Source organism: Actinomyces radicidentis (genome assembly GCF_001553565.1).
Classification (GTDB): Bacteria; Actinomycetota; Actinomycetes; order Actinomycetales; family Actinomycetaceae; genus Actinomyces; species Actinomyces radicidentis.
In genome coordinates this window covers 886745-910921 of the sequence record NZ_CP014228.1, presented here as the reverse complement: position 1 = coordinate 910921, position 24177 = coordinate 886745, and the positions used below count along the sequence as shown (strand labels likewise).

Below are 24177 nucleotides of genomic sequence, written 5' to 3'. Positions count from 1 at the left end.
GTGTCCACCTTCCAGGTCGACCTGCGCGGCATGGTCGACGTCCTCTCCCGCTCCCTGTACTCCGGCCCCCGCGTCTACGTGCGCGAGCTCCTGCAGAACGCCGTGGACGCCATCACCGCGCGACGTGCCCTGGAGCCCGGCTGCCCCGCCACCGTCACCCTCACCCTGGGCACCTCCGACGGCGCCTCCCGGCTCACCTGCACCGACACCGGCATCGGCCTCACCCTGGAGGAGACCGAGACCCTCCTGTCGACGATCGGCTCGAGCTCCAAGCGCGACGAGCTCGGCCTCTCCCGCGGCGACTACCTGGGCCAGTTCGGCATCGGCCTGCTCTCCTGCTTCATGGTGAGCCCGCAGATCCTCGTCACCTCCCGCTCCGCCCACGGCGGCGACCCCGTGCGCTGGCGGGGCGGGGCCGACGGCACCTACGACGTCGAGAGGCTCGACCCCGCCGCCGTGCCGAGCACCGGCACGAGCATCACCCTCACCGCCCTGCCCTCGGAGCCCTGGCTGGCCCCCGACACCGTCCGCGCCCTCGTGACGGAGTTCGGCTCCCTGCTCGACGTCGACATCCTCGTCACGTCCGCCGACGGCCTCACCACCCGCCACGGCCGCGGACAGGGCCTGTGGGAGCTGCCCCGTGAGGAGGCCCGCCGCCGCTGCCGCCAGGAGCTCGGCGCGGACCCCTTCGACATGCTCGAGCTCACGGTCCCCGAGGCCGGGCTGCGCGGCACGGTCGTCATCCTGGACCGGGCCGCCCCCGCCGACGCCGCCCGCCACACCCTCACCGTGGGCCGCATGCTCGTGTCCCGCTCCGCCGAGGGCCTCGCCCCCGACTGGGCCGGGTTCGTGCGCGTCGTCGCCGACGCGAGCAACCTCCACCTCACCGCCTCGCGCGAGTCCGTGCGTGACGACGACCTCCTGGCCGCCGTCCGGGACGCCGTCGGCCAGCGCGTGCGCGACTGGCTCGAGAGGCTCGGGCGCGTCGCCCCCAGCCGGCTCACCGCCTTCCTGTCCGCGCACGCCCTGGGTCTGTCCGCCGCCGCCCTCCACGACCCCGAGGTGCTGCGCCTCGTCGCGCGCCACCTGCCTATGACGACGACGCGGGGCCCCCTCACCCTCGCCCGGCTCGCCTCCCTGGCGGGGCGGGGCGGGCGCGTCCGCTACACGCGCACGACGGACCAGTACCGCGCCCTGGCCGACGTCGCCGACGCCCAGGGCCTCGTCCTGGTCAACGCCGGGCACGTCCACGAGACGGAGCTCATCACCGCGCTCACCAGGCACCCGGAGGTCCTCGACGACGCCGAGGACCAGGGGAGCGGCCCGGCCCCGGCAGGAGCCGACGCCCCCGCCCGGGAGAGCGCCCCCGACCCGGCGGGGATCCGGCTCGTCGACCCCACCGAGCTCGTCGAGGCGCTCAAGGCGCTCGACCCCGCCGAGGAGGCCGAGGCCCTGGGCCTGCTCGAGCGCGCCGAGCGGGCGCTCGCGGAGGCCGACGTCGAGGTGGTCCTGCGGCGCTTCGCGCCCCTGACCCTCCCGGCGCTCTACCTGCCCGACCCGGACCTCGCCGGGCAGCGCGTCCAGCAGTCCTCGGTGGCGCTCGCCTCCTCCTCGCGGGCCCCGGGCGCCGACGCGTGGGCGACCGTCCTGGGGGTGAGTGACCCCTTCGCCCGTGTTCCGCGCGCGCGGCTGGTCCTCAACCGCTCCCACAGCCTCGTCGCCCGGCTCATCGAGGTCACCGGCCCCGGCGCGGCACCCACCGGGACGGCTGGTGCGACCGGCAGGACCGGCGCGGCCGGTATGACCGGGACGGCTGCCACGGCGGCGGCAGGTGGCGCGGCCCCGGGGCGCTCCCCGGAGGCCGGGGACCGGCACCGCGCCGCCGTCGAGGACGTCCTGCGCGGTCTCTACGTCCAGTGCCTCCTGTCCGGGCACCACGTCCTGTCGGCCCGGGAGCGCGCCTGGGCCGCCCGCACCCTCACCGCCCTGCTCACCGCGGCCCTGGACACCGGGGGCGACGCCGCACCCGCCCGCCCCACCGCACCGGCTGAGCCCGCCGCCCCCGCCGGACCGAGCGGGCCGGACGCGCCCGCCGGCGCCACGGGGCCGAGCGGGCCGGGCGCGCCCGCCGTACCCGCAGCCGCCACCAGCCCCACCGCCTCCGAGCCTCCCGCACCCACCGAGCCCGAGCCCCGCCCCGGGGCGGAAGGAGACCAGGGATGAACCACGACGACCTCGCCGAGCTTCTTGAGGAGGCCCTCACCCTCCCCCTGGGGCCGGAGCGCTCCGCCCGCCTCGCGCAGGTCTCCGACGCCGCCGTCGCCGCCGGTGACGAGCGGCTCGACGTGCGCGCCCGCGTCCTGCTCCTCCACGCCTACCTGTGGGGCGGTGAGGACTGGAAGGCCCTGGCCCCCTTCGCCTGGTGCCTGGCGCGGCTCGAGGAGCGCCCCGACCTCTTCGACCAGCCCGAGATCGACCACCTGCGCTGGTGCTACAAGTCGGCGCTCGAGGTGGTGGCCCGGAACCCGGGCGTCCCCCTGGAGCAGGTGCGCGAGCTCGAGGCCGCGATGGAGGCCTTCTACCGCAGCCAGGGAGCCTCGATGCACTCCGTCCACGGCACCCTGTTCAACGTCGAGCGCTCCCTGGGGCGGCCGGACCTCGCCGCCGCGCAGCTCGCCGCGTGGCGCGCCACGCCCCCCGACGAGAGCTCGGACTGCGCCGCCTGCGACCCCGAGCACGAGGTCCTCCAGGCGCTCAGCGAGCACGACGACGCCCGCGCCCTCGCCGTCGGCGTGCCGGTCCTCCGCGCGGGGGCGGGCTGCGACGAGCAGCCCGCGAGCATGCAGTCCATGCTCCTGCTGCCCCTCCTGCGCTCCGGCCGTCACCAGCAGGCCTGGAGCGCGCACGTGCGCGCCTACCGCAAGCACGCGCACAGCCTGGAGCACGTCGCCAACGTCGGGTGGCACCTGAGCTACCTCGCCCTGTCCGGACACCTCGACCGGGGCCTGCGCCTCCTGCGCCACCACGCGCCCTGGACCGCGCGCAGCGACTCCGCCGCCGCCCTCGTGGACCTCCTCACCGGCATGACCCTCGTCCTGCGCGAGGCGGTGCGCGAGGGACGAGGCGACGAGCCCCTGGAGGTCGAGCTGCCCGAGAACACCCTGTGGGCCCCCGGGTGGAGCGTCGAGGGGCCAGCGACCCTGGCCCAGGCCGCTGCGCGGACCGAGGACTGGGTCCGTGCGCTCACCGCCCGCTTCGACGCCCGCAACGGCAACCGCGTGCGCACCGAGCTCCTCGAGGAGAGCCTCGCCATGCCGCCGGTGGGTCGTGCCGGGGACGGCGCCGCCGAGGGCGGTGGCGCCCCCGCTGAGGCCCCCGGCGGGGCCCCGCGCGGCGAGCGCGTCGAGCTGCTGGAGACCGCCGCCCCCGAGGAGCCCGCCCCCCGCCCGGCAGGGCTGAGGAGCCGCCTCTCCGGCTGGCTCCCCGGCCGCCAGGGCGGCCCGTCCGACGCCCCCTCCGCGAACTCCTCCGCCGCACCGTCATCCGGGGCCTCCGCCGGGGCGGGCCGGGCCGTCGAGCCCGCCTTCGTGCCCCCGGCGGACCTCACCGAGGCCCTCGACCGCCTCACGGCGACGCTCGGCGTCGCGGGCGACCTCATCGAGCGCAGCAGGCTCCTGGACTGGCTCCACCTCCACGGCGTCCTCACCACCGAGCCGCCCCAGGGCCGCGAGGTCGCGGCCGCCGAGGCCCGCGCCCGCCTGCTCGGCGACATGCAGGACGCCCCGCGGGCCTTCGAGGCCTGGCGCGCCCTCAGGCGCCTGCTCGACCAGGGCGACGCCGAGCGGTCCGCTCTTGCCGGCGCGGCGCACCACGCCAGGCTGCTCGAGGTGGACATCGCCATGGAGGCCGCCGCCCCCGGGCCGGAGGACCCCGAGGAGGCGCGGGCAGCGACGGACCGTGCTGCCTCGCTGCGTGCCCGGGCGCGGTCCCTCGCGCAGGAGGTCCTCGACGCCCCCGCCGGACCCGAGCGGGCGGAGGACCTCGTCGCCGTCGCGGGCGCCTGCCTCACGGGCACCGGCACGGCGCTGTCCCCGCAGGCCGCGGCCGAGGGGGAGGAGCTGCTCGCCGTCGCCCAGGTCCTCGTCGAGCGCCTCGAGCGGCTCGACGCCGACCCCCACGGGCACGTGCGCACCCAGCTGGAGCTCAGCCGCTCCGCCCTGGCCCACGTCCAGGGCGACGTCTACGGCGCGGCCCGTACCACCGCCGCGGCCCTGGAGGCCGCCACGTCCCGGAGCGCCTCGAGCGTCGTGTCCTGTCGACACCGTCTCGCCTGGCTGTCCGTCATGTCCGGCCAGCTCGACGAGGCCGTCGCCCAGGACGTCGAGGCGGCCAACCTCCTCCTCGCGGCCGGCGCGGACTGCTGGGCCGTCTCCGTCATGGAGCCCCTGGCCAACGTGCTCGGTGGATCCGGTCGCGCCCTGGAGGCGGCGGAGGTCCTGGAGACGGCGATCGACCTGGCGCAGCGCGCGAGCAGGCCGGACCGCGTCACGCGCCTGCAGGGCGTCCTCGTCCTCGTCCTGGAGGACCTCGGCGAGCACGAGCGGCTCCTCGAGGTCGCGGCACCGCTCCTGGAGGAGGCCGAGGAGCAGGGCGACGAGGACACCGCCCTCGGGCTGCTGCAGCGCTCCGCCTCGGCCGCCGAGGCCCTGCAGCGCCCGGACCAGGCCTGCGACCTCCTGCGGCGCGCGGCCGGGTACTTCCCGGCCGAGGAGGGGGCGCCGGCCCATCTCCTGCTCGCCCGCGCCCGGCTCCTGCGCCGGGCGGCCCTCGCGCTCACGGCGCGGCCGACCCCCGGTGCGGCGCGCCGCCACCGCGACCAGGCCCTCGCCATGCTGGACGAGGCGCGCGAGGTCGTCGCCCGCGTCCCGGACCAGGAGGGCTTCTCCGGCGCGCTGGAGCTCGCCGAGACCGACCTCGACCTCGCCTCCGTCGAGTGGGTCTGCGACGAGCCGCACAGCGGCGTCGAGGCCGCCGAGCGCGCGCTCGCGGGCTTCACGGCCGTGGGGGACCGGCACTCCGCCGTCCGCGCCCGTGCCACGCTCGCGCGCTTCCACGTCAGCCGGCTCGACGAGCCCGGTGAGCGGGAGGCGGCCGAGCGCGAGGTCGCCGCCGGGCGCGCCCTGCTGGCCGAGGTCCGCGACGCGGACCCGGCGCTGAGCGGCTGGTTCGACGAGGTCGAGGAGTACCTGCGGCGCCAGGGCTGAGGGCCGGGCCCCAGCGCCGCCGCGCCGGAGAGCGCCTCGGCCTCAGGGCCGGTGGCGAGGTGGCGCTGAGCCCCACGACGAGCCGGGTGGCACGGGTGCGTAGCGCAGTGAGCACCGGGCCTCGCCCCTGACCCCTGCCTGCTGCGCGGCGCGGCGCACGACGTCGATCGTGACGGCGACGCCCAGGATCGACGCGTCGCACGGGGTGATGAGGAGGGTGTGCTCGTCGCTGCAGGCCGTCACGGCCACGTCGTCGTCATCCGAGATGAGGGCGAGGCCCTGCGGCCCCCGGAGCAGCTCCATGACGCGCTCCGAGGCTCGGTGGTCCTGCGAGGCCGTGGACGCGGGGGCCCAGGTCAGGGTGGCGCTCGTGGCGCCCGAGGCGCCGCGGAGGAGGCGGGTCGCCCAGCCGTCCATGGTCCACCCGTCGGTGCTGGGGAGCGGCTGGTCGTCGTCGACGACGAAGGACACCTCGGCGTGCTCCACGCGGAACGTGGCGGCCCGCGCCAGAGCCGTCTCGAGCGTGAGGGCCAGGGAGGCCATCGGGAGGGTGTCGCGGCCCGGAGGGCAGCTAGCCTCGACGCTCACGGTGGCGTGGGAGCGCCCCTGGGGCAGGAGGTCCACGTCGAAGCCGCCGTGAGCGAACCACGTGTCCTCGCAGCGGGGCCAGAGGGTGGCGGCGACCCCGAGGACCAGAGAGCGCAGGTCCTCGCCCCCGCGAGCCGTGGGGGCGAAGGGGCCGTGCTGGTTGACGGACAGGCGTCCTTGGAACGACGCTCTCATCGACGCGACCTCCTCCTCATCGGCGGAGCGGCCTCACGGGCGGCACTGCAACGTGGTTTCGCGCGTCTTCCAGGTGGGATCGTCGGCCCAGCCCACGATATCCACCTCGGCCCTCGTCCTCCACCTGTAGCGGGCCGATCCGGTGTGGCAGGGGGTCCGTGCGACCGCGTCCTTTCCTCCCCCGCAGCCTTGATAGACGGTCTTGGTCCCGACTGCCTTCGTGACCCATCGCCCATTGGAGAAGACCTCGACCTTTGAGGTGACCTTTGCTGCGGATCTGCGCAGTTCTGGGTCGCTTGTGCGCCAGCATGAGTGGCTCGAGACATCTGCCCCTGAGCGATGCGGGGACTGTGGGATTGTCTCGAACAGTGCGAAAGCCCTTGAGTCGAGTGAGTTCTCTCGTGATGCGAACTCGACGAGATCAGAGGATCCGTCGCGAGGTTGTGTCGCGAGGGGAGTGGGCTGTGCTGGCGTTGCTTGTGAAGGTGAGATCCCTAACTCAGATCCGTGGGCAACTGTAGGGAATTCGAGAGACAATGCCGCGATAGCGATGAGGAGAACTGCGGGCTTTCGGAGCGTCATCGGTCGACCTCGATTCATTGGGGGTGTGGAGGTGTGTCACTGGGGCTGTCTGGAAAGCGGTCAGCCGTCGAGAACTTGAGTGAGCACTGTCACATCATATGGCGCTCGTGCCTCTCGCGTCGAGCACGTGCCGTCTGGTCGCCCCCTGGCGGCTGGGCCGTCTGCCGGGCGCGCCCTGCTGGCCGAGGTCCGCGACGCGGACCCGGCGCTGAGCGGCTGGTTCGACGAGGTCGAGGAGTACCTGCGGCGTCAGGGCTGAGGGCCGGGCCCCGGCGCCGCCGCGCCCGAGAGCGTGCCCGACCCGGCCTCGCTCCCGCCGGTCGCCTCCTGAGAGCCTCGTCTCAGATCACGGCTGGGTCTCGTTCGGCTCGCGACCGTCCTGCTAGCGTCCTCGCAGGAGCACCGCCCGGTGCCCGTCATCCAGGAGGTCCAGGTCGCATGGCCAAGCGAGTGTGTTGTTGCTGCTGTCGTTGATGACAGCTCCCAACCCATTCGCTCGTGAGCGCGCCGCGCTCGCCCGACCCGTGAGGTGCCACCGTGGCCCCGTCCTCCCTGGACACACCCTCCCCGCGTCACGACGCGACCGACGCCCCTGAGCGCGCCGCGGCCGTCGCCGCCTCCACCCTTCCCGCCGAGGGGACCCTCCTCGCCGAGGTGGTCACCGGGCTGCCGACCGAGCCCGCCGACGGCCCCGCGCCCGCCGACCGGGCCCACGGCCCGCAGCGACCCACGGGCTGGCGCAACGTCCTGCGACGCCTGGGCCGCGACCGCTGGGCCGTCCTCGGCGGCGTCATCATCATCCTGACCACCCTCGTGGCCCTCCTCGCCCCGCTCATCACCCGGGCCGCGGGCGTGGACCCCTACAGCTACCACCTCGACGCCCTGGAGCCCTCCGGCGTCCCCGCCGGCCCCCTGGGCGGGGTGAGCGCCGAGCACTGGTTCGGCGTCGAGCCCCAGACCGGCCGCGACCTCTTCGCCATCGTCGTCGAGGGCACCCGCACCTCCTTCTCCATCGGCATGGGGGCCACCATCCTCTCGATGGTCATCGCCATCCTCCTGGGCCTGTCCGCCGGCTACGTCGGCGGCTGGTGGGACGCCCTCGTCTCCCGGCTCACCGACGTCACCCTGGGCTTTCCCCACCTCGTCTTCATGATCGCGATCTCCGCGATCATCCCGGCCTCCGCCCCGCGTGTCCTCGTCATGATCCTCATCATCGGGATCCTCGGCTGGCCGTCCACCGCCCGCGTCCTGCGCAGCCGCACCCTGGCGCTGCGCGGCCGCACCTTCGTCGGCGCCTCCCGCGCCATGGGCGCCGGCGGCCGGCACGTCCTCACGACCCAGGTCCTCCCCAACCTCGTCGCCACCATCATCGTGTTCACGACGATCTCCATCCCCGGCAAGATCACCGCTGAGGCGGCCCTGTCCTTCCTCGGCGTCGGCGTCACCGCCCCCACCCCCTCCTGGGGCCGCTCGATCGGCAACGCCGTCACCTGGGTGAGCACCGACCCCTGGTACCTCCTCTTCCCCGGCCTCGCCCTCTTCCTCGTCACCCTCGCCTTCAACCTCTTCGGTGACGGCCTGCGCGACGCCCTCGACCCCAGGACCGGTGAGAACCGATGAACCGCGCGCGCTTCCTCATCTCCAGGCTCGGCCAGACCGTCCTCGTCCTCGTCCTCATCGCCTTCATCACCTTCGCGATCTTCTCGCTGTGGCCGTCCAACCCGGCGGCCCTCGCCTGCGGCAAGCCCTGCACCGCGGAGAACCTCCAGCGGGCCAGCGAGTTCATGGGCTACTCCGACCCCTGGTACACGCAGTTCTGGCACTACCTCGTCGGCATCGTCGCGGGCCGCACCTACGGCTCGGGCACGAGCGCCATCGTCTGCTCCGCCCCCTGCCTGGGCTACTCCTTCCGCCTGTCGACGCCGGTCACCGAGCTCATCACCGCCCGCCTGCCCGTCACCGCCTCCATCGCGATCGGCGCCGCCGTCCTCTGGCTCGTCACCGGCGTCGCCGCCGGCGTCGTCTCCGCCCTCAAGCGCGGCAGCAGGCTCGACCGCACCATCATGACGGCCACCGTCCTCGGCGTCTCCGCACCCTCCTACCTCCTGGGCCTGCTCGGCATCCTCCTGTTCGGCTTCACCCTCGACATGGTCCCCGTCTCCGGCTACGTGGCCCTCACGGACAGCCCCGTCGACTGGGCCTGGCACCTCGTCCTGCCGTGGTGCGTGCTCGCCCTCATCTCCGCGGCCGTCTACGCCCGCATGGTGCGCGGCGAGATGCTCGAGAACATGGGCGAGGACTACGTGCGCACCGCCCGCGCCGTCGGCCTTCCCGAGAAGCGCGTCATCGGCCGCCACGTCATGCGCAACATCTCCCTGCCAGTCGTCACCTACTTCGCCCTCGACCTGGGCGGGATGCTCGGCGGCGCCGTCATCACCGAGCGCGTCTTCTCCATGCAGGGCCTGGGCGCCCTCCTCATGGACGCCGTCTCCACCACCGACGTCCCCGTCGTCATGGGCGTCACGCTCGTCGCCGCCGCCTTCGTCATCGTCGCCAACCTCCTCGTCGACGCCTTCGCGGCCGTCATCGACCCCCGCGTCTGAGCCCACCGGACGACGCCCCCAGCCAGTCAGTCACCGTCGCAGTCACAGCACGACCCCGGTACCCGCCGGTACCGCCGCACCCGGAAGGAGTGAGCATGTCTCTCACCAGCAGCCCGACCCGTCGCAGCTTCCTCGGAGGGACGTGCATGGCCGCCGTCGCCGCCACCCTCGCCGCCTGCGGCGCCAACTCTGGCTCGAGCTCCACCTCCGCCAGTGCGGGCGCCACCGCCCTGTACACCGCCACCGGCGGAACCGTGACGGTCCTCACCTCCGCCACGGACGTCAACTGGGACCCGGCCAAGAGCCAGCCCGTCGCCATCCGCGAGCTCGGCCTCGTCCACCGCCGCCTCACCACCTGGAACCTCCAGGACGGCAAGGAAGTCGCGCTCGTCGCGGATCTCGCCACGGACACCGGCACCGCCTCCGACGACGGCCTCACCTGGACCTACACCCTCAAGGACGACATCGCCTTCGAGGACGGCACCCCGATCACGTCGGCCCACGTCAAGTACGGCCTCGAGCGCTCCTTCGCCCCGGCCCTCGCCGGTGGCCTGGGCTACCACAAGCGGCTCCTCGCCGGCGCCGAGGGCTACGAGGGCCCCTACGACGGCCAGCACCTCGACTCCATCGAGACGCCCGACGACAAGACCATCGTCTTCCACCTCGAGCGCGTCGACGCTGACTGGCCCTGGATCGCCGCAACCCCCGCGTTCGCCCCCGTCCCCGAGGACAAGGACGACCCGCAGACCTACGCCTCCCACCCGGTGGCCTCGGGCCCCTACAAGGTCACGAGCTACACGCAGGGCTCCTCCGTCACCCTCGAGCGCAACACCTCGTGGTCCCAGGCGACCGATCCGGTGCGCCTCGCCCTGCCGGACTCCATCGTCTGGCAACTCGCCCAGGACGAGTCCACCGTCTCCCAGCGACTCATCGCCGACTCCGGGGACGACAAGTCCGCCTTCGGTGCGGACTTCGTCTCCGCCGCCGCCCTCGCCCAGGTCACCGCCAACGCGGGCGCCAAGGCACGCCTAGCGACCTCCACCGAGGGCGGCCCCCTGCAGTACCTCGCCATCAACACCGAGCGCGTCACCGACCTCGAGGTCCGCCAGGCGATCTCCTACGCCGTGGACAAGGCCGCCGTCGTCTCCGCCGTCGGCGGCGAGGCCGGCGCCCTCGCCGCCACGACCTACACGATCCCGGGGATTCCCGGCCGCGAGGAGTACGACCTCTACCCGCACGACGCGGCCAAGGCCAAGAGCCTCCTCGAGGGCAAGCAGGTCGATGAGCTCGTCCTCCTCGTCAAGAACGAGACCGCCCCGCAGGCCATGGCCGAGGCCGTCGCCCAGTCCCTCACCGAGGCCGGGCTGACCGTGCGCATCGACGCCGTCGCCTCGGACGCCTTCTACGCCCGCGGCACGCAGGGCGACGGCTCCACCTACGACCTCGCCATCGGCATGTGGAACCCCGACTACCCGTCGGCCGCCGCCATGATCCAACCGCTCTTCGCCTCCTCCGAGATCGGCAGCGGCGGGCACAACATGTCCCGCTTTTCCGACGCCGAGGTCGACGCCGCGATCGACGCCGCCCAGTCCGACCTCGACGCCGCCACCGCGCAGGACGCCTGGGCCGCCCTCGACAAGCAGATCGCCGAGCAGGCGCCCGTCGTCCCCCTGGCCTACCGGCACAACTCCTTCCTGCACGGCTCGAAGGTCACCAACTTCTTCGTCGCCCCCTACCCGTCACTGCCGAACTACCTCGTCATCGGCCTCACCGCCTGACGCCACCACCTCCACAGAAGGAAAGCACCATGGCACTCCTGCCCGACGTCTCCCGCCGCACCGCCCTCACGGGCGCCGGCGTATCCGCCCTCGCCCTCGTCCTCGCCGCCTGCGGCGCCAACGAGAAGTCCTCCTCCTCCGCCTCGACCTCGGGCACCGCCGTCGCCTCCGCCACCAAGGGCGGCAGCCTCACCGTGCTCTCCTCCGACAGCGACATCAACTGGGACCCGGCCAAGAGCCAGTCCCTCGCCGTCACCTCCCTGGCCCTCATGCACCGCCGCCTCACCACCTGGAAGCTCACCCCGGGCAAGGACCCCGAGGTCGTCCCCGACCTCGCCACCGACACCGGCACCGTCTCCGACGACGGCCTCACCTGGACCTACACCCTCAAGGACGGCCTCGAGCTCTCCGACGGCACCCCCATCACCGCCGCCCTCATCAAGCACGGCCTCGAGCGCTCCTTCTCCTCCTCGCTCTCCGGCGGCCTCAGCTACCACAAGTCCCTCCTCGCGGACACCGACGGCTACGAGGGCCCCTACGACGGCAAGCACCTCGACTCCATCGAGGCCAAGGACGACACCACCATCGTCTTCACCCTCAAGAAGCCCTACGGCGACTGGCCCTGGATCGCCTCCCTGCCGGCCTTCGCCCCGGTCCCCGAGAACGACGACCCCGAGTCCTTCTCCGATAACCCCGTCGCCTCCGGCCCCTACAAGCTCAAGGAGGCCAAGCAGGGCGTCTCCGTCACCCTCGAGCGCAACGACAAGTGGACCGCCGACTCCGACGAGGTCCGCACCGCCCTGCCCGACTCCATCGTCTTCTCCCTCGGCCAGGACGAGGACACCATCTCCCAGCGCCTCATCGCCGACTCCGGCGACGACCAGTACGCCTTCACCGCCGGCCTGCTCACCGCCTCCAAGCTCGCCCAGGTCAACGGCAGCTCGAGCGCCTCCGCCCGCATGGTCACCTCCGACCCCGGCCCGCTGCTCTACCTCGCCATCAACACCGAGCGCGTCACCGACGTCGACGTCCGCAAGGCCATCGCCTACGCCGTCGACAAGACCGCCGCCCAGCAGGCCCTCGGCGGCGAGCTCGGCGCCGGCATCGCCACCACCTACATCACGCCCGGCATCCCCGGCCGCGAGGAGTACGACCTCTACCCGACCGACGTCGACAAGGCCAAGGAGCTCCTCGAGGGCAAGGACGTCCCCGAGCTCGTCCTCCTCACCCAGAACAACGAGGCCCGCCAGGCTGTCTCCGAGGCCGTCCAGCAGTCCCTCACCGAGGCCGGCTTCAAGGTCACCCTCGACCCGCAGTCCACGGACGCCTACCAGGAGCGCGCCACCCAGGGCGACGGCTCCACCTACGACCTCACCGTCGTCTCCTGGAACCCGGACTACCCGAGCGCCAACGCCAACATCCAGCCGCTCTACGCCTCCTCCGAGATCGGCGACGGCGGCTACAACGTCTCGCGCTACTCCAACGCCGACGTCGACGCCGCCATCGAGGCCGCCAGCGCCGAGACCGACGCGACCAAGGCTCAGGAGCTGTGGGCCGCCCTCGACAAGCAGATCGCCGAGGACGTCCCCAGCGTCCCGCTGCTCAACCGCCGCAACTCCTTCCTGCACGGCTCCAAGGTCGGCGGCTTCTTCGTCAACCCCTTCCCGGCCTACCCGGACTACCTCGTCCTCGGGGTGACCGAGTGATGACGGGGGAGGAGACCCGGGAGCGCACCGGCGCCCTGTCCCTGCGCGGCCTCACCGTCGCCTTCGACGGCTCGCCCGAGCCCGCCAGCCGCGGCATCGACCTCGACCTCGTGCCGGGGCGCGTCCTCGCGCTCGTCGGCGAGTCCGGGTCCGGCAAGTCCGTCACGGCCCTCGGCTCCCTGGGCCTCCTCCCCGCCACCGCGACCGTCACCGGCTCCGCCCTCGTGCGGACCGGCAAGGGCGTCGGGGAGGGCGGTGCCGCCGAGGAGGTCGAGCTGGTCGGCGCCGAGCGCGCCCTCCTCGACGACGTCCGCGGCCGCCTCGTCGGCACGATCTTCCAGGAGCCGACGACGGCCCTCGACCCGCTCGAGACCATCGCCTCCCAGATCGGCGAGGCCGTCCGCGCCCACGCCACGGGCCGCGGCGCCCGCCGCGCCGTCGAGACCCGCGTCCTCGAGCTGCTCGGCCGCGTCGGCCTGGGCGACGAGGAGCAGGTGGCGCGCATCGCCCGCTCGTACCCGCACCAGCTCTCCGGCGGCCAGCTCCAGCGCGCCTGCACCGCCCTGGCCATGGCCTGCGACCCGCCGGTCCTCATCGCCGACGAGCCCACCACGGCCCTGGACGTCACCGTCCAGGCCGGCATCCTGGACCTCCTGCGCTCGCTGACCGCCGAGCGCGGCGTCGCGGTCCTCCTCATCACCCACGACATGGGCGTCGTCGCGGACGTCGCCGACGACGTGGCCGTCATGCGGCACGGCGAGATCGTCGAGCGCGGCGACGTGCGCAGCCTCTTCGCCCACCCGCAGCACCCCTACACGCGCGAGCTCCTCGCCGCCGTCCCGCGGCTCGACTCCCTGCGCGGCGGCGTCGAGGTCGCCGAGCGCGGGGCCGCGCCCGCCGACGGCGCACCCGAGAACGTCGTCGAGGTGAGGGACCTCGACGTCGTCTACCGCAACGGCCGCCGCTCCGTGCACGCCGTGCGCGGCGTCAGCCTGTCGATCGCGCCCGGCGAGGTCCTCGGCCTCGTCGGCGAGTCCGGCTCCGGCAAGTCGACCATCGCCGGCACCCTCACCGGCCTCGTGCCCATCGCCTCCGGCTCCGTGCGCGTGTGCGGCGTCGAGGTCAGGGGCGCCCGCCGCCGCGCCCTCGAGCCGGCCCGCCGCGCCACCGGCGTCGTCTACCAGAACCCGGCGGGCTCCCTGAACCCGCGCCGCACCGTCGGCTCCTCCATCGCCGAGCCGATGGTCGTCCACGGCGGCATCGAGGGCTCCGCCCGCCGGGTGCGCGTGCGCGAGCTCCTGGAGGCCGTGCGCCTGCCCGCCGCCATGGCGGACCGCTACCCGCACGAGATGAGCGGCGGCCAGCGCCAGCGGGTCGCCATCGCGCGCGCCCTCGCCCTGGACCCGCGCCTCGTCATCGCGGACGAGCCGACGAGCGCCCTGGACGTCTCCGTCCAGGCGGTCGTGCTCGACCTGCTGCGCCAGCTCCAGTCCGAGCTCGGCTTCGCCTGCCTCTTCGTCTCCCACGACCTCGCCGTCGTCGACTCGGTCGCCGCGCGCACGGTGGTCCTCTCGGAGGGCCGCGTCGTCGAGCAGGGGCCGACGGACCAGGTCCTCGCCCACCCGGAGCAGGACTACACGCGCCGCCTCGTCTCCGCCGTCCCGGTCCCGGACCCGGACGTCCAGGCCGAGAGACGACGCAGCCGCCTGGCGGCCTGAGACCGGCCGCCGTCAGCGGGCCACGGGCGCGGGGCGCCCTCGGGGAGGACCCGACGGCGCCCCGTCCTCGTCCCCGACGGGACGGTGCCGCGCGGGGCGCGACCGCGCCCGTGGGGGGCGGCGTCCGGGACCTCGGGGCGCTGCGCGAGCGGTGCGCACGGTTGCGGTGCGCCGACCGGACCGGTGCCGCGCCCCGCTCGCCCGGGGCGGCCGGGAGCGCCTCGCGTCACCTCCCCGGTTGCAGGTGAGCGGCGGAATGACACCGATTGTCACGGTTGGGGAGCGTCGCGCCGCCCCGGGGTTCCGGAGGTCCGGGAGCGCTCGGGCGGGTGAGAGGATGGCGCGAACCTGTGAGCGCCCGCACACGTGAACCCTATAGCAGGTGACACTTGGGCCTTTCTGGTGTCGCTCACTCATAGGCGTCGTTATGTTGGGTCGACGAACACGTGCGAACGCGCTGCACCCGGCACCCGCCGCACGCACCTCTGAAAGGACCAGGCCACGACCGCGCCCTCGCCGACCGTCCCCGCCCCGGGGTCGACCGTCCGGGACATCCTCGAGCTCGTCGCCGGCAAGCCCGCGGGCGCGGAGAGGGTCGCCCTCGTCGAGGAGGCTGTCCGCCTCGCCGTCGAGACCGGGGACGAGAGCGGTGAGGTCGCCGCCCGCCTCGAGCTCGTCGGCTCCTACGGCGACGCGGGCGACCCCTGGCTCGGCATCGAGCCCTTCCTGTGGTGCCTGACCCGCCGCGCCGAGCGCCGGATCGTCGCCCTCTACCTGGGCCAGGAGGACGAGGCCGCCGCCTTCTACGAGGAGTGGCTCACCACCCCGCCGGACCCCGACCGCGCCTGCGAGACCCACCGCACCATCGACGCCGCCGTGGAGGAGCACGATTGGGAGAGCGCCGTCCGCTACGCCGTCCCCGTCCTCGACGGCACCTGGACCTGCGAGGACCAGCCCGCCAACGTCGAGGCCATGATCCTCGTCCCCATGCTCCTGTCCGGCCGCCCCGAGCGCGCCTGGGCCATGCACCTGAGCTCCTACCTCACACTCCGCCGCGACGGCGCCGAGCGCGGCTGGCTGCGCGAGCACCTCGCCTTCCTCGCCCTGTCCGGCCGCGTCGACCGCGGCATGCGGATCCTGTGACGCCACGCCGGTGCCACCGCCGAGGCCCTCGAGATCGATGCCAGCCGTCCCGGCGGCCCCGAGCGCACCGCCCTCACCCGCCGCGCCGTCGAGACCCATGACGAGGCCGGCGAGGTCACCGCCCGCCTCGCCCTCGTCGACGCCAGCCGGGAGGGCGCTCCCTGGGACGCCGTCGAGCCCTTCATGTGGTGCGTCGCCCGCCGGCGCCAGCGCCCCGACCTGTTCACCGCCGAGCAGTCCCACGAGCTCGGCCAGGCCTACCTGTGGGTCGGCATCGCCGCCGCAACCCCACCGTCCCCGCCGCCCAGGTCCGCGTCCTCGAGCAGGGCGTCGACGCCCTCGCCGCGGACCTCGACCTGTCCGAGCACGTCCTCGAGGACCAGCGGCGCGTCATCGCCCTTCTACCTCGGCCTGCCCGACGAGGCCCGCGCACCCTACGAGCGCTGGCGCACCACCCCGCGCGACGCCCATCTCTGCGCCGCCTGCGAGGTCCAGCGCGCCGTCGACGACGCCTACCAGCGCGGGGAGTGGGAGGAGGCCCTCCGGTACGCCGTCCCGGTCCTCGACGGCACCCTGACCTGCGGCTCCCAGCCCGAGAACATCCAAGGGCTCGTCCTCCTGCCGGTCCTCCTGTCCGGTCGGCCCGAGCTCGCCTGGCGCTACCACCTGAGCGCCTACCTCGCGGACCGCTCGCCCGACGCCGACCCCGGCTGGGTCCGCGAGCACCTCGTGTACCTCGCCCTGTCCGGCCAGGTCGCCCGCGGCATGGCGATCCTGCGGCGCCACGCCGACCGCACCGCCCGCTGCACCTGGACCTCCGACCTCCTCGAGCCCGTCACCGACGTCGTCGCCGTCGACCTGCTCCGCCAGGAGAGGGCCGTCAACGCCGTGCTCGAGGGCGGTGACCCCGTCGCCTCCACCTGCGCGCTCGTCGCCCTCGCCTGGAACCTGCGTCAGGCCGGCCGCGACCTCGAGGCCCTCGCCGCGGTCGAGATGGGCATCGACATCGCCACCGGCGCCGGCTCGCGCCGCGCGCCCGGCCGCGTGCGGATGCTCGACCTGCACCGCCAGGCCCTCGGCGCCCTCAACGCCCTGCGGGACCAGCAGGGTGTCCGCGCCGCCGCGCTCGCCTGCGCCGAGGTCTGCGAGGATCTCGGCGAGCACTCCGACGCCCGCATGTACCTCGAGCTCGCCGCCTGCGCCGCCCTCGAGGTCGACGACCCCCTCGGGGCCGCTGCGCTCTTCCGCCGCGCCGCCGAGGTCCGCGTCGGCGGCTCCGACGGCGGCCGGGCCGACCTCCTCGGGCGCGAGCGCCACCTGCGGCGCGCCGCCCGAGCCCGCCTCGCCTTCGCCTCCCCCGCCGTCTGGCGCGGGCAGGCCGACGCCGTCGACCACCTGCTCGACCTCGCTGCCGAGGGCGTCGAGGCGCTCGCCGGGCTGGGCGACGCCGCACTCGTCGAGCAGGAGCGGGAGGCGCTGGCCGCCGACCGCGCCTGGGCCGCCGAGCGCACCGGGCGCTGAGCGCGACCTCGGTCTGGTTCGCCCGGCGACGAAGCGCCTGACGCGGCCGCCACGGCGAGGCACCATAGGGGCGAGCGCCTCGCGCCTCGACGACGCGGGCCACCGCCGTCACCACCCCTGACACGACCACCGACTCGGAGGGCCAGATGCCGCTCGCGCACTCGCACCGATTCACCGACGGGGACCTCACGCCCGCCGCCGGCCGCTACCGCCTCATCGCCTCGGGCTCCTGCCCCTGGTGCCGCCGCGTCCTCATCGCCCGCCGCCTCCTCGGCCTCACCGAGGCCATCCCCGTGTCCTGGTCCTACGGCAAGGGCGCGGACGGCTTCTGGGAGCTCACCGACGAGACCGGCGAGCCCGGCGTCGACCCCGTCCTCCACGCCCGCTCCCTCGCCGAGGTCTACGAGGGCGCCGACGGCTACACGCCCCCGCCGACCGTCCCGGCCCTCGTCGACATGGAGACCGGCGAGGTCGTCTCCGACGACTCCGGCTCCCTCCTCTTCGACCTGTCGACCGCGTGGTGGGAGCTCCACCGCGAGGGCGCTCCCGAGCTCTACCCCCTGGACCGCCGCAACTCCACCGACGCCTGGGACGCCTGGCTCACTGAGCACGTCAACGGCCCCTACGGGCGCGCCACCCACTCCGACGACGAGGAGGTGGCCGCCGACGCCGCGAACACCGTCCTGCTCGCCTTCGACGTCCTCGACACGGTCCTCGCTCGCGCCACGCACATGGAGCCCTCCCGCGAGGGGGCCCTCACCATCCAGGACGTGCCGCCGCTGTCCGCCGTCGTCTCCGTCGAGCAGTTCCTCTGCGGCGCCCAGCCGACCGGCTCGGACATCCGCCTGTTCACCTTCGTCCAGGCCTACGAGTACGGCGGCCGGGCTCACTTCCCGGGCGGGGTGGCCCCGTCCATCAGCTTCTGGCCGGCCCTGGCCCGCTGGTTCCGGGCGCTGGAGTCCCGCTCCGGCTGGGTCGGCCCCGAGGAGCGCAGCGCGCTGGGGATCGGCGAGCAGGACGCCTGACCGCCCCCTCGCCGAGATCGGGACATCCTGACCTCGAGATCGGGACGTCCGAGCGTAGCCAGGAGTGGGCCATGAGATGGCTTGGGCGCATGGCTCGGTCTCGGAGCAGAATGGAACACGACCGTGCTCTACGCAGAGAGAGGACAGGACGGCCGTGATGCCCCTGAAGGAGTTCCTGAGCGCTGCGGACCGAGCGGCCCGCTTGTGTGAGCAGTCAGATCACAGCATCTGTGGCGGCTCACGCGACTGTGAACGGGTCCGGGGGTCGGAGGAGGACCACTTCGACGCCGGCCGGCTCCTCCTGGCTCACGGCGACCAGGAACCCAGCGATGACTGGGAGACGGCCGCACTACTGCGACTCGTGCGGGAGAGCATCGACGGTCCGCGCGCTCGGCGCTCTCGTCGCCGGACCATCCTTCTCACCGGGGCGCTCGCCAGACTGGGAGAGCGAGGAATCGGTCCGGACATGGTCCTTCGGACGTGGCTCGGGAAGCTCTTCACGGTGCACTCCCTGCTACTGACGGCTCGAGAGTGGAACCGTCTGGGTGAGCCTGGCGGCGAGGCCGCGACGTTCACGCCGTGGTGCGAGCTGCTCTCCGTGCAGCTGGCCCGCAATGAGCGCGAGGTCAGCGGTCTGGGTGACCTCATGCTTGAGCTCAGCCAAGGGGAAGTTCGGCGGGCCGCCGACGAGTGGTGCGCTCGGGCTGCGGTGTCGCACCTGGTCGACTACCGGGTGACGGGCTACACGACGACCGACGTCGAGCCTGAGGACCTGTACCTGCCCGCGGGCGAGGACGCGACCGTGTGGCTCTTCGAACGGCTGTCCCTGACGTACCTCAGTGACTGGTCTCCGAGCTCTCTCCAGTGGGAGCTGGCGTACATCGACGACCCTGGGCGGGTCCTAGGGGTCCTTAGGCTGCAGGAGGAGATCCTCGCGGAGCGGTCGGTCCCGCTTGAGAACGTGATCGGCGAGCTGACGCAACGACTTGTCGCCCGCGGAGTCACTGGGGACGTCATCGAGGGACTGAGCCCCGAGGAGCTGACGCACAGGCTCGTCAAGATGCTCCGTGCAGGCAAGGTCGAGGACGCGTGCGCCCTGGCTGAACGGGCGTTCCGAGGCGCCCCTGGTGACGAGCAGGCTGCACTCTCCCTGGCGTTCTGCTTGATGGTGCGGCAGCCCGCGCGGGCCAGGCAGCTGCTGGAGTGGCTGAGCGTCCGGTGGATCATCGACGGGGACTCGGCAGCGCGTAGCGCGGACACCGTTCAGGTTGACCTCGTGACGCTCGACATGGTGGGCGAGTCGTGCACGCTCGACGAGGCGGCGCGGCTCGTGAGCGGTTTGAAGGTCGATGGGTGGTTCTGGGATCCCGTGGACCTCGTCGCCGGGAGGAAGACTCTCATGGAGTTCACCACCACGCAGTCGTGGCTCGCCCGCCTGGAAGAGTTGCGACCGCTGAGCCGGGACGTGGCGGAAGGCTGATCGTGCGTCGTGCCCGCTCAGGCCCGGGGAAGCAGCGCCCGGATCTGCTTGAAGGGCAGGAGCAGGTGCATCGGGTGAGCCGGTGACTCCACGAAGTCCCCGTTCGCGAGGTAGAAGCGCTTAGCCTCGTCATCGCGGCAGTGAATGATGAAGAGGGCGGTGCCGACGGCGTCACTCAACTTGAGCGAGCGCTGCATGGCGTCCTTCAGCAGGGCGGCGCCGATGCCACGTCCTTGGGCTCGGCGGTCGACTGCCAGACGCGCGAGAAGGATCGCGGGAATCTCCGCCGGGCGGTGCTTGGCGAGACTCTCAGGTGCGGCCTCGCGGCTGTAGGCGGCCGTCGCGATCGCGTAGTACCCGAGGGGCTGCCCGTCCTGGACAGCTACGTAGACGACGGCGTTGTTCGCCTTCTGGTTCTGCCAGGCGTACTCCTTGAACCAGGTGTCGAGCTCGTCGGCGCCGCTGCAGAACTCGGTTCGCTTGTCCGCGCGCTCAAGCTTCCGAGGGGGCTCGAGCACGTGGCCCGTCACGCGTCCTCCTCGAGGGGGATCTCGGTTCCGAACGGAGACGGACGGTTCCACATGCGCGCGAAGCGGTCGGTGTTCTCCAGCGGAGTGTCAAGAATGGCCTGGACGGCGTCGAACTGCTCCGCCGTGACGGCGAACCAGCGGCGGTCGGCGAGCACCTTCTCCGCCTCTGTCGTTGCTGCGGTCAGGATGAAGTCACTGACGGTGCGCTCCGTCTGCGCTGCTGCCATCTGGATGGTGCGGTCCTGGCGGGGGGTGGTTCGCAGTGCGATGCGGCTGGTCTTCGGGCTGCTCATGGCGACCTCCTTCGTGTACGTACAATGTATGCACACGAGGAAGTGGGGTCAAGCAGGTGCCAGAACCTGTGCGCTCAGCGCGTGAGCACCGGGTTGTAGAGGAGACGGTTCGGCGTCGTCGGGCACTCGTCGCCCACCGCCATCGGCGCGATGTGCCGGTCCGCCCGCAGGTCCTCCAGCCTCTCCACCACACGCTCGCGCAGGCTCCACGGGTCGATCGTGTTGAGGTACACCTTCGTGCCGCCCTCGAAGCCCGCCAGCGTCGAGACGCGCCGCTTGAGGGTGATGTGCCAGGGCATCGGCTGGTCGACGTCGATCGGCTTGTGGTGCCACTCCTCGTTGCTGGGGACGTCGGCGCCCGTGGCCGCGTGCAGGGCGTGGACGAGGTCGGAGACGGCGTCGACCTCCTCGCGCGACTGCAGCCACGGCTCCGCGGAGGGCGAGGTCGAGTAGACCTCGAGCGTCGGGTAGCGGTGCCCGAAGCCGGCGAAGGCGACCGCGTGCTCGTTCGAGGCGACCAGCAGCCCGCGGTAGGCGGCGTAGTCGACACCCATCTCGTTGTAGAGGTTCGGGTTCTGACGCACCCGCGCGAGCTCGAGCTCGGCGTTGACGCCCCGCTCGTCGATCCCCACGAGCTGCTTGTGGAGGTGGTCGAAGGAGGCGCCCGCCGGCCGCAGCCAGTTCTGGAAGACCGCCACGTAGCGCACCCACCGGTTCTGCAGGTAGAGGTCGTGCATGGCGTGGACGGCCAGGCGCGTGTAGGCGCGGTGCTCCTCGACGCTGAGCGTCCCCGAGCCGGCCAGGCCCGAGGTGTCGGTGGCGCCGTCCGTGTAGTGGCGGCGGCCGACGATGACGTCGTGCCCGCCGGCGAAGAAGGCCGCGAGGTACTCGCGGCGGGTCGCCTCGTCCATGGAGCCGAGTGACTCCGGGTCCGCGCCCGAGGCCTTGAGCTTGGTGCGGGCGATCGCCTCGACGTGCGCGCGGCCGGCCGGGTCCGCCAGGTAGGCCTCCATGCGCTCGCGGGCGGAGTCGGGGATCTCGTAGCCGTGGTTCGCGTGCCAGTACGAGTAGGAGAGGATCTCGAAGAGGTTGGGGACGCGGCGGAACTCGGCGACGGTGTCGAAGAGCTCTGCGGCGGGCAGGGCGTCGATCCGCTCGAAGGTCCCGTTGCCGGCGTCGACGACGCGGGACTTCTCCGGCGGGGTGTCGAGGTACCGGGCCGAGCAGAAGGCGCAGGTCTCCTCGCGGTCGCCGGGACGCAGGTCGCGGACCTCGGCGACGGGGTGGGAGATGGGGCGGTTGCCGCGGCCGGGCACGGTCCACACCTCGGTGCCGGTGAAGGGGCTGATCTGCTTGACGGTCCCGTCTGCCAGGCGCGTGAGCGGCTCGGCCGAGGGGGCGTAGGGCTGGAGCATCGGCATGGGCGCCATTGTCCCCCGGCCGCGCCCCGGGGTGGCGGAGGCCGACGGCGCCGGTCCGTCCTGGGCTGCCGCACGCCGGACGTGTCCAGTTCTCGCGGCATTGGGAACCGTGGGCGGGTGCGCTCCTGTGGGAACCGCGGAACGGTGCGGCCGGGAGGTACGGCGCGCGGTCGATCCCGCGAGTTCCGGACACTTCCGTCGTCCTGGGGACGGTCGGACCGACCTCAGTGCGCCGACCGAACTCGCGGCGCGGATCGACCGAACTCGGCGTGGTGGACGCCGCTCGGGGCCCGCCCAACCGTGACCGGGACGACCCGTCCGACCTCCGCCCGCGTCACCGGAGGGCAAGGATCGGCCGGTACGCTCCCCTCCGGCGCCGACGGCGTCAACGCGGTGGGATCCCCGCCACCGCGCCCCGAGACCGGAAGGAGGAGACCGTGGCCCACGCCTTCATCTCCCTCCTGTGCATCGTGGCGGTCGCGCTCGTGTCGCCGCTCATCAGCTGGGTCGTCCCCAAGCGCCTCGTCCCCGAGACCGTCCTGCTCATCGCCGGCGGCATGCTCATCGGCCCCAGCGGTCTGGGCGTCGCCCACGTCGGCCAGGACATCGAGTTCCTCAAGGAGCTCGGCGTCGCCTTCCTCTTCCTCATGGCCGGCTACGAGATCGACGTCAACGAGCTGCGCGGCTCCGGCGGCAGGCACGCCATCGTCGCCTGGGGCGGCTCCCTCGTGCTCGCCTTCGCGACCGTCGCCCTCGTGGGCGTCACCGGCGGGGTGTTCTCCGCGAACGGCATCGCCATCGCGATCGCCATGACCTCGACGGCGATCGGCACGATCCTGCCGATCCTGCGCGAACGCGGCCTCCTGCCGACGGCGGTGGGCGCGGCGATCCTCAACCACGGGGCGGTCGGCGAGGTCGGCCCCGTCATCCTCATGGCGCTGCTGCTGGGGACGCGCTCCACCTGGCAGGAGATGCTCATCCTCCTCGCCTTCCTCGGGATCGCCCTGTGGATCGTGCTGTTCACGGAGCGGGTCAAGCGCTGGGGGCGCAAGCTCGTCGACGCGATCCGCCTGGGCGGGTCGACGACGGCGCAGACCACCGTCCGCGTCACCGTCCTGCTGCTGGTGGGGCTGTGCACGGTCGCGGAGGTCTTCGACCTCGACGTCGTCCTGGGCGCCTTCGCGGCGGGGTTCATCCTGCGCTACGCGCTGCCGGACGGGAACCGGGAGTTCGAGGAGAAGCTCGACGGCCTCGCCTACGGCTTCTTCGTCCCGATCTTCTTCGTCACCTCCGGCATGGGCATCACCCTGGAGATGAGCGCCTCCGCGCTCATCAGCCTGGGCGCCTTCCTCATCCTCCTCGTCCTCACGCGCGGGCTGCCGGTGTGGCTGGCGGCACGCCTGGAGCGCCGCCGTGACGGGTCTCGGTCCTACTCGATGCGCCAGAGCCTCCAGATCGCCGTCTACTCGACGACGGCGCTGCCGATCATCGTGGCCGTCACCCAGGTCGCGACGAACGCGGGCGCCATGTCCGACTCCTTCGCCTCGACCCTGGTCCTGGCGGGTGCGCTCAGCGTCCTCGTCATGCCGACCCTCGGCCTGCTCCTGTCCAACGAGACCGACCACGCGCCCGCCGTCGAGGCGCTCGGTGTCGTCCAGGGGCCCGTCGACGCCGCGGGGCGCGGGGCTGACGACCACGCCGCCGCCTCGGGGCGCCTCGACGAGGGGCCCGGCGAGCTCCTCCACTCCGAGCCGCGCCGCCCGGCCGGCCTCGACGAGGCTCCCTCCCCGGCGAGCCCGGCCCAGGCCCGTGAGGGCTCGACGCCGCCGCCGACCCATCGCTCCGAGGCGCGCGGTCGGCGCGGTCGGGGGCGCGGCGCGCGAACGGGGGACGCGTGGTCGCCGGCCTCGGCGTCGTCGGCCGCCCAGCCGGTGCGGCGCGGTCACGACGCCGCCTTCCACCACCACGGCCTGTCCGAGGCGGAGGCGCGTCGTCTGGCCGAGCGGCTCGCCCAGATCGACGAGGAGCGCGCGCTGTGGCGCGAGCAGATGCGCCGCCAGATGCACCTCGACCGCGAGGAGTCCCAGCAGCGCCGTGCCGTCCTGCGCGCCCAGGCCCGCGAGCACCGGCGCGAGGAGCGCGCGGAGATGAAGGCGCTGCGCGAGCAGGCCGCCCGGGCCCGCCGAGAGGAGCGCGCCCGCGCCAAGGCCGACCAGGAGGCCCGCGCCCGGGCCGAGCGGGAGGTCCGGGCCGGGGCCGGGGAGAAGGCCGGCGGGCGGCTGCGCCGCATGGCGTCCCGCCGGTCGGCCCGCCGCGGGCGCCGCTGATCA

General features: G+C 73.5%; 17 protein-coding genes. 13 read left to right on the top strand and 4 right to left on the bottom strand.

Going from position 1 to position 24177, the window contains the following annotated elements:
- Window positions 1-2223: an HSP90 family protein gene (locus AXF14_RS03895; protein WP_211260129.1), complete on the top strand. Its 2223-nt coding sequence runs from the start codon at window positions 1-3 to the stop codon at window positions 2221-2223.
- Window positions 2220-5264, top strand: a complete 3045-nt coding sequence (locus tag AXF14_RS14705) for a hypothetical protein (protein ID WP_067940999.1) — start codon at window positions 2220-2222, stop codon at window positions 5262-5264. The genes AXF14_RS03895 and AXF14_RS14705 overlap by 4 nt, the downstream gene beginning before the upstream one ends.
- 42 nt (window positions 5265-5306) lie before the next feature.
- Here the strand turns inward: AXF14_RS14705 and AXF14_RS03885 are convergent, their stop codons facing one another.
- Window positions 5307-6047, bottom strand: a complete 741-nt coding sequence (locus AXF14_RS03885) for a hypothetical protein (protein ID WP_067940997.1) — start codon at window positions 6045-6047, stop codon at window positions 5307-5309.
- A 709-nt stretch (window positions 6048-6756) separates the two neighbouring features.
- Between AXF14_RS03885 and AXF14_RS14650 the strand changes: the two genes are divergently transcribed.
- The 10 genes from AXF14_RS14650 (at window position 6757) to AXF14_RS03840 (ending at window position 19603) form a co-directional block, all read left to right on the top strand.
- Window positions 6757-6888, top strand: a complete 132-nt coding sequence (locus AXF14_RS14650; protein WP_257721777.1) for a hypothetical protein — start codon at window positions 6757-6759, stop codon at window positions 6886-6888.
- A gap of 278 nt (window positions 6889-7166) precedes the next feature.
- A complete protein-coding gene (locus AXF14_RS03880) occupies window positions 7167-8249 on the top strand; it encodes an ABC transporter permease (RefSeq protein WP_236755929.1) in 1083 nt (360 codons plus the stop codon).
- The gene (locus AXF14_RS03875) at window positions 8246-9232 is read left to right on the top strand and encodes an ABC transporter permease (protein ID WP_067940996.1); all 987 of its coding nucleotides are present in this window, start codon (window positions 8246-8248) and stop codon (window positions 9230-9232) included. The genes AXF14_RS03880 and AXF14_RS03875 overlap by 4 nt, the downstream gene beginning before the upstream one ends.
- A gap of 95 nt (window positions 9233-9327) precedes the next feature.
- The gene (locus tag AXF14_RS03870; RefSeq protein ID WP_067940994.1) at window positions 9328-11010 is read left to right on the top strand and encodes an ABC transporter substrate-binding protein; all 1683 of its coding nucleotides are present in this window, start codon (window positions 9328-9330) and stop codon (window positions 11008-11010) included.
- A 29-nt stretch (window positions 11011-11039) separates the two neighbouring features.
- Window positions 11040-12716, top strand: a complete 1677-nt coding sequence (locus AXF14_RS03865; protein WP_067940992.1) for an ABC transporter substrate-binding protein — start codon at window positions 11040-11042, stop codon at window positions 12714-12716.
- On the top strand, window positions 12716-14434 hold the full coding sequence (locus AXF14_RS03860; protein ID WP_067940990.1) for a dipeptide ABC transporter ATP-binding protein: 1719 nt from the start codon (window positions 12716-12718) through the stop codon (window positions 14432-14434). The genes AXF14_RS03865 and AXF14_RS03860 overlap by 1 nt, the downstream gene beginning before the upstream one ends.
- Before the next feature lie 876 nt (window positions 14435-15310).
- On the top strand, window positions 15311-15577 hold the full coding sequence (locus AXF14_RS03855) for a hypothetical protein (RefSeq protein ID WP_067940988.1): 267 nt from the start codon (window positions 15311-15313) through the stop codon (window positions 15575-15577).
- Between the two features lie 183 nt (window positions 15578-15760).
- On the top strand, window positions 15761-17098 hold the full coding sequence (locus AXF14_RS03850) for a hypothetical protein (protein ID WP_067940987.1): 1338 nt from the start codon (window positions 15761-15763) through the stop codon (window positions 17096-17098).
- Window positions 17099-17244: 146 nt separating this feature from the next.
- Window positions 17245-18123: a glutathione S-transferase C-terminal domain-containing protein gene (locus tag AXF14_RS03845; protein ID WP_067940984.1), complete on the top strand. Its 879-nt coding sequence runs from the start codon at window positions 17245-17247 to the stop codon at window positions 18121-18123.
- A 157-nt stretch (window positions 18124-18280) separates the two neighbouring features.
- Window positions 18281-19603, top strand: coding sequence for a hypothetical protein (locus AXF14_RS03840; protein ID WP_067940982.1), 1323 nt, complete (start codon window positions 18281-18283; stop codon window positions 19601-19603).
- Between the two features lie 17 nt (window positions 19604-19620).
- Here AXF14_RS03840 and AXF14_RS03835 read toward each other — a convergent pair whose 3' ends face one another.
- From AXF14_RS03835 to AXF14_RS03825, 3 genes are all read right to left on the bottom strand, one after another.
- A complete protein-coding gene (locus tag AXF14_RS03835; protein ID WP_067940979.1) occupies window positions 19621-20133 on the bottom strand; it encodes a GNAT family N-acetyltransferase in 513 nt (170 codons plus the stop codon).
- A complete protein-coding gene (locus AXF14_RS03830; RefSeq protein ID WP_067940977.1) occupies window positions 20130-20426 on the bottom strand; it encodes a type II toxin-antitoxin system TacA family antitoxin in 297 nt (98 codons plus the stop codon). Before AXF14_RS03830 ends, AXF14_RS03835 begins: the two co-directional genes overlap by 4 nt.
- A gap of 74 nt (window positions 20427-20500) precedes the next feature.
- Window positions 20501-21841 carry a DUF4921 family protein gene (locus AXF14_RS03825; protein WP_067943985.1) on the bottom strand — a complete coding sequence of 447 codons (1341 nt, stop codon included), beginning with the start codon at window positions 21839-21841 and terminating at the stop codon, window positions 20501-20503.
- A 443-nt stretch (window positions 21842-22284) separates the two neighbouring features.
- Here AXF14_RS03825 and AXF14_RS03820 point away from each other — a divergent pair, with 443 nt between their 5' ends.
- Window positions 22285-24174: a cation:proton antiporter gene (locus tag AXF14_RS03820; RefSeq protein ID WP_084355333.1), complete on the top strand. Its 1890-nt coding sequence runs from the start codon at window positions 22285-22287 to the stop codon at window positions 24172-24174.
- Window positions 24175-24177 lie beyond the last annotated feature (3 nt).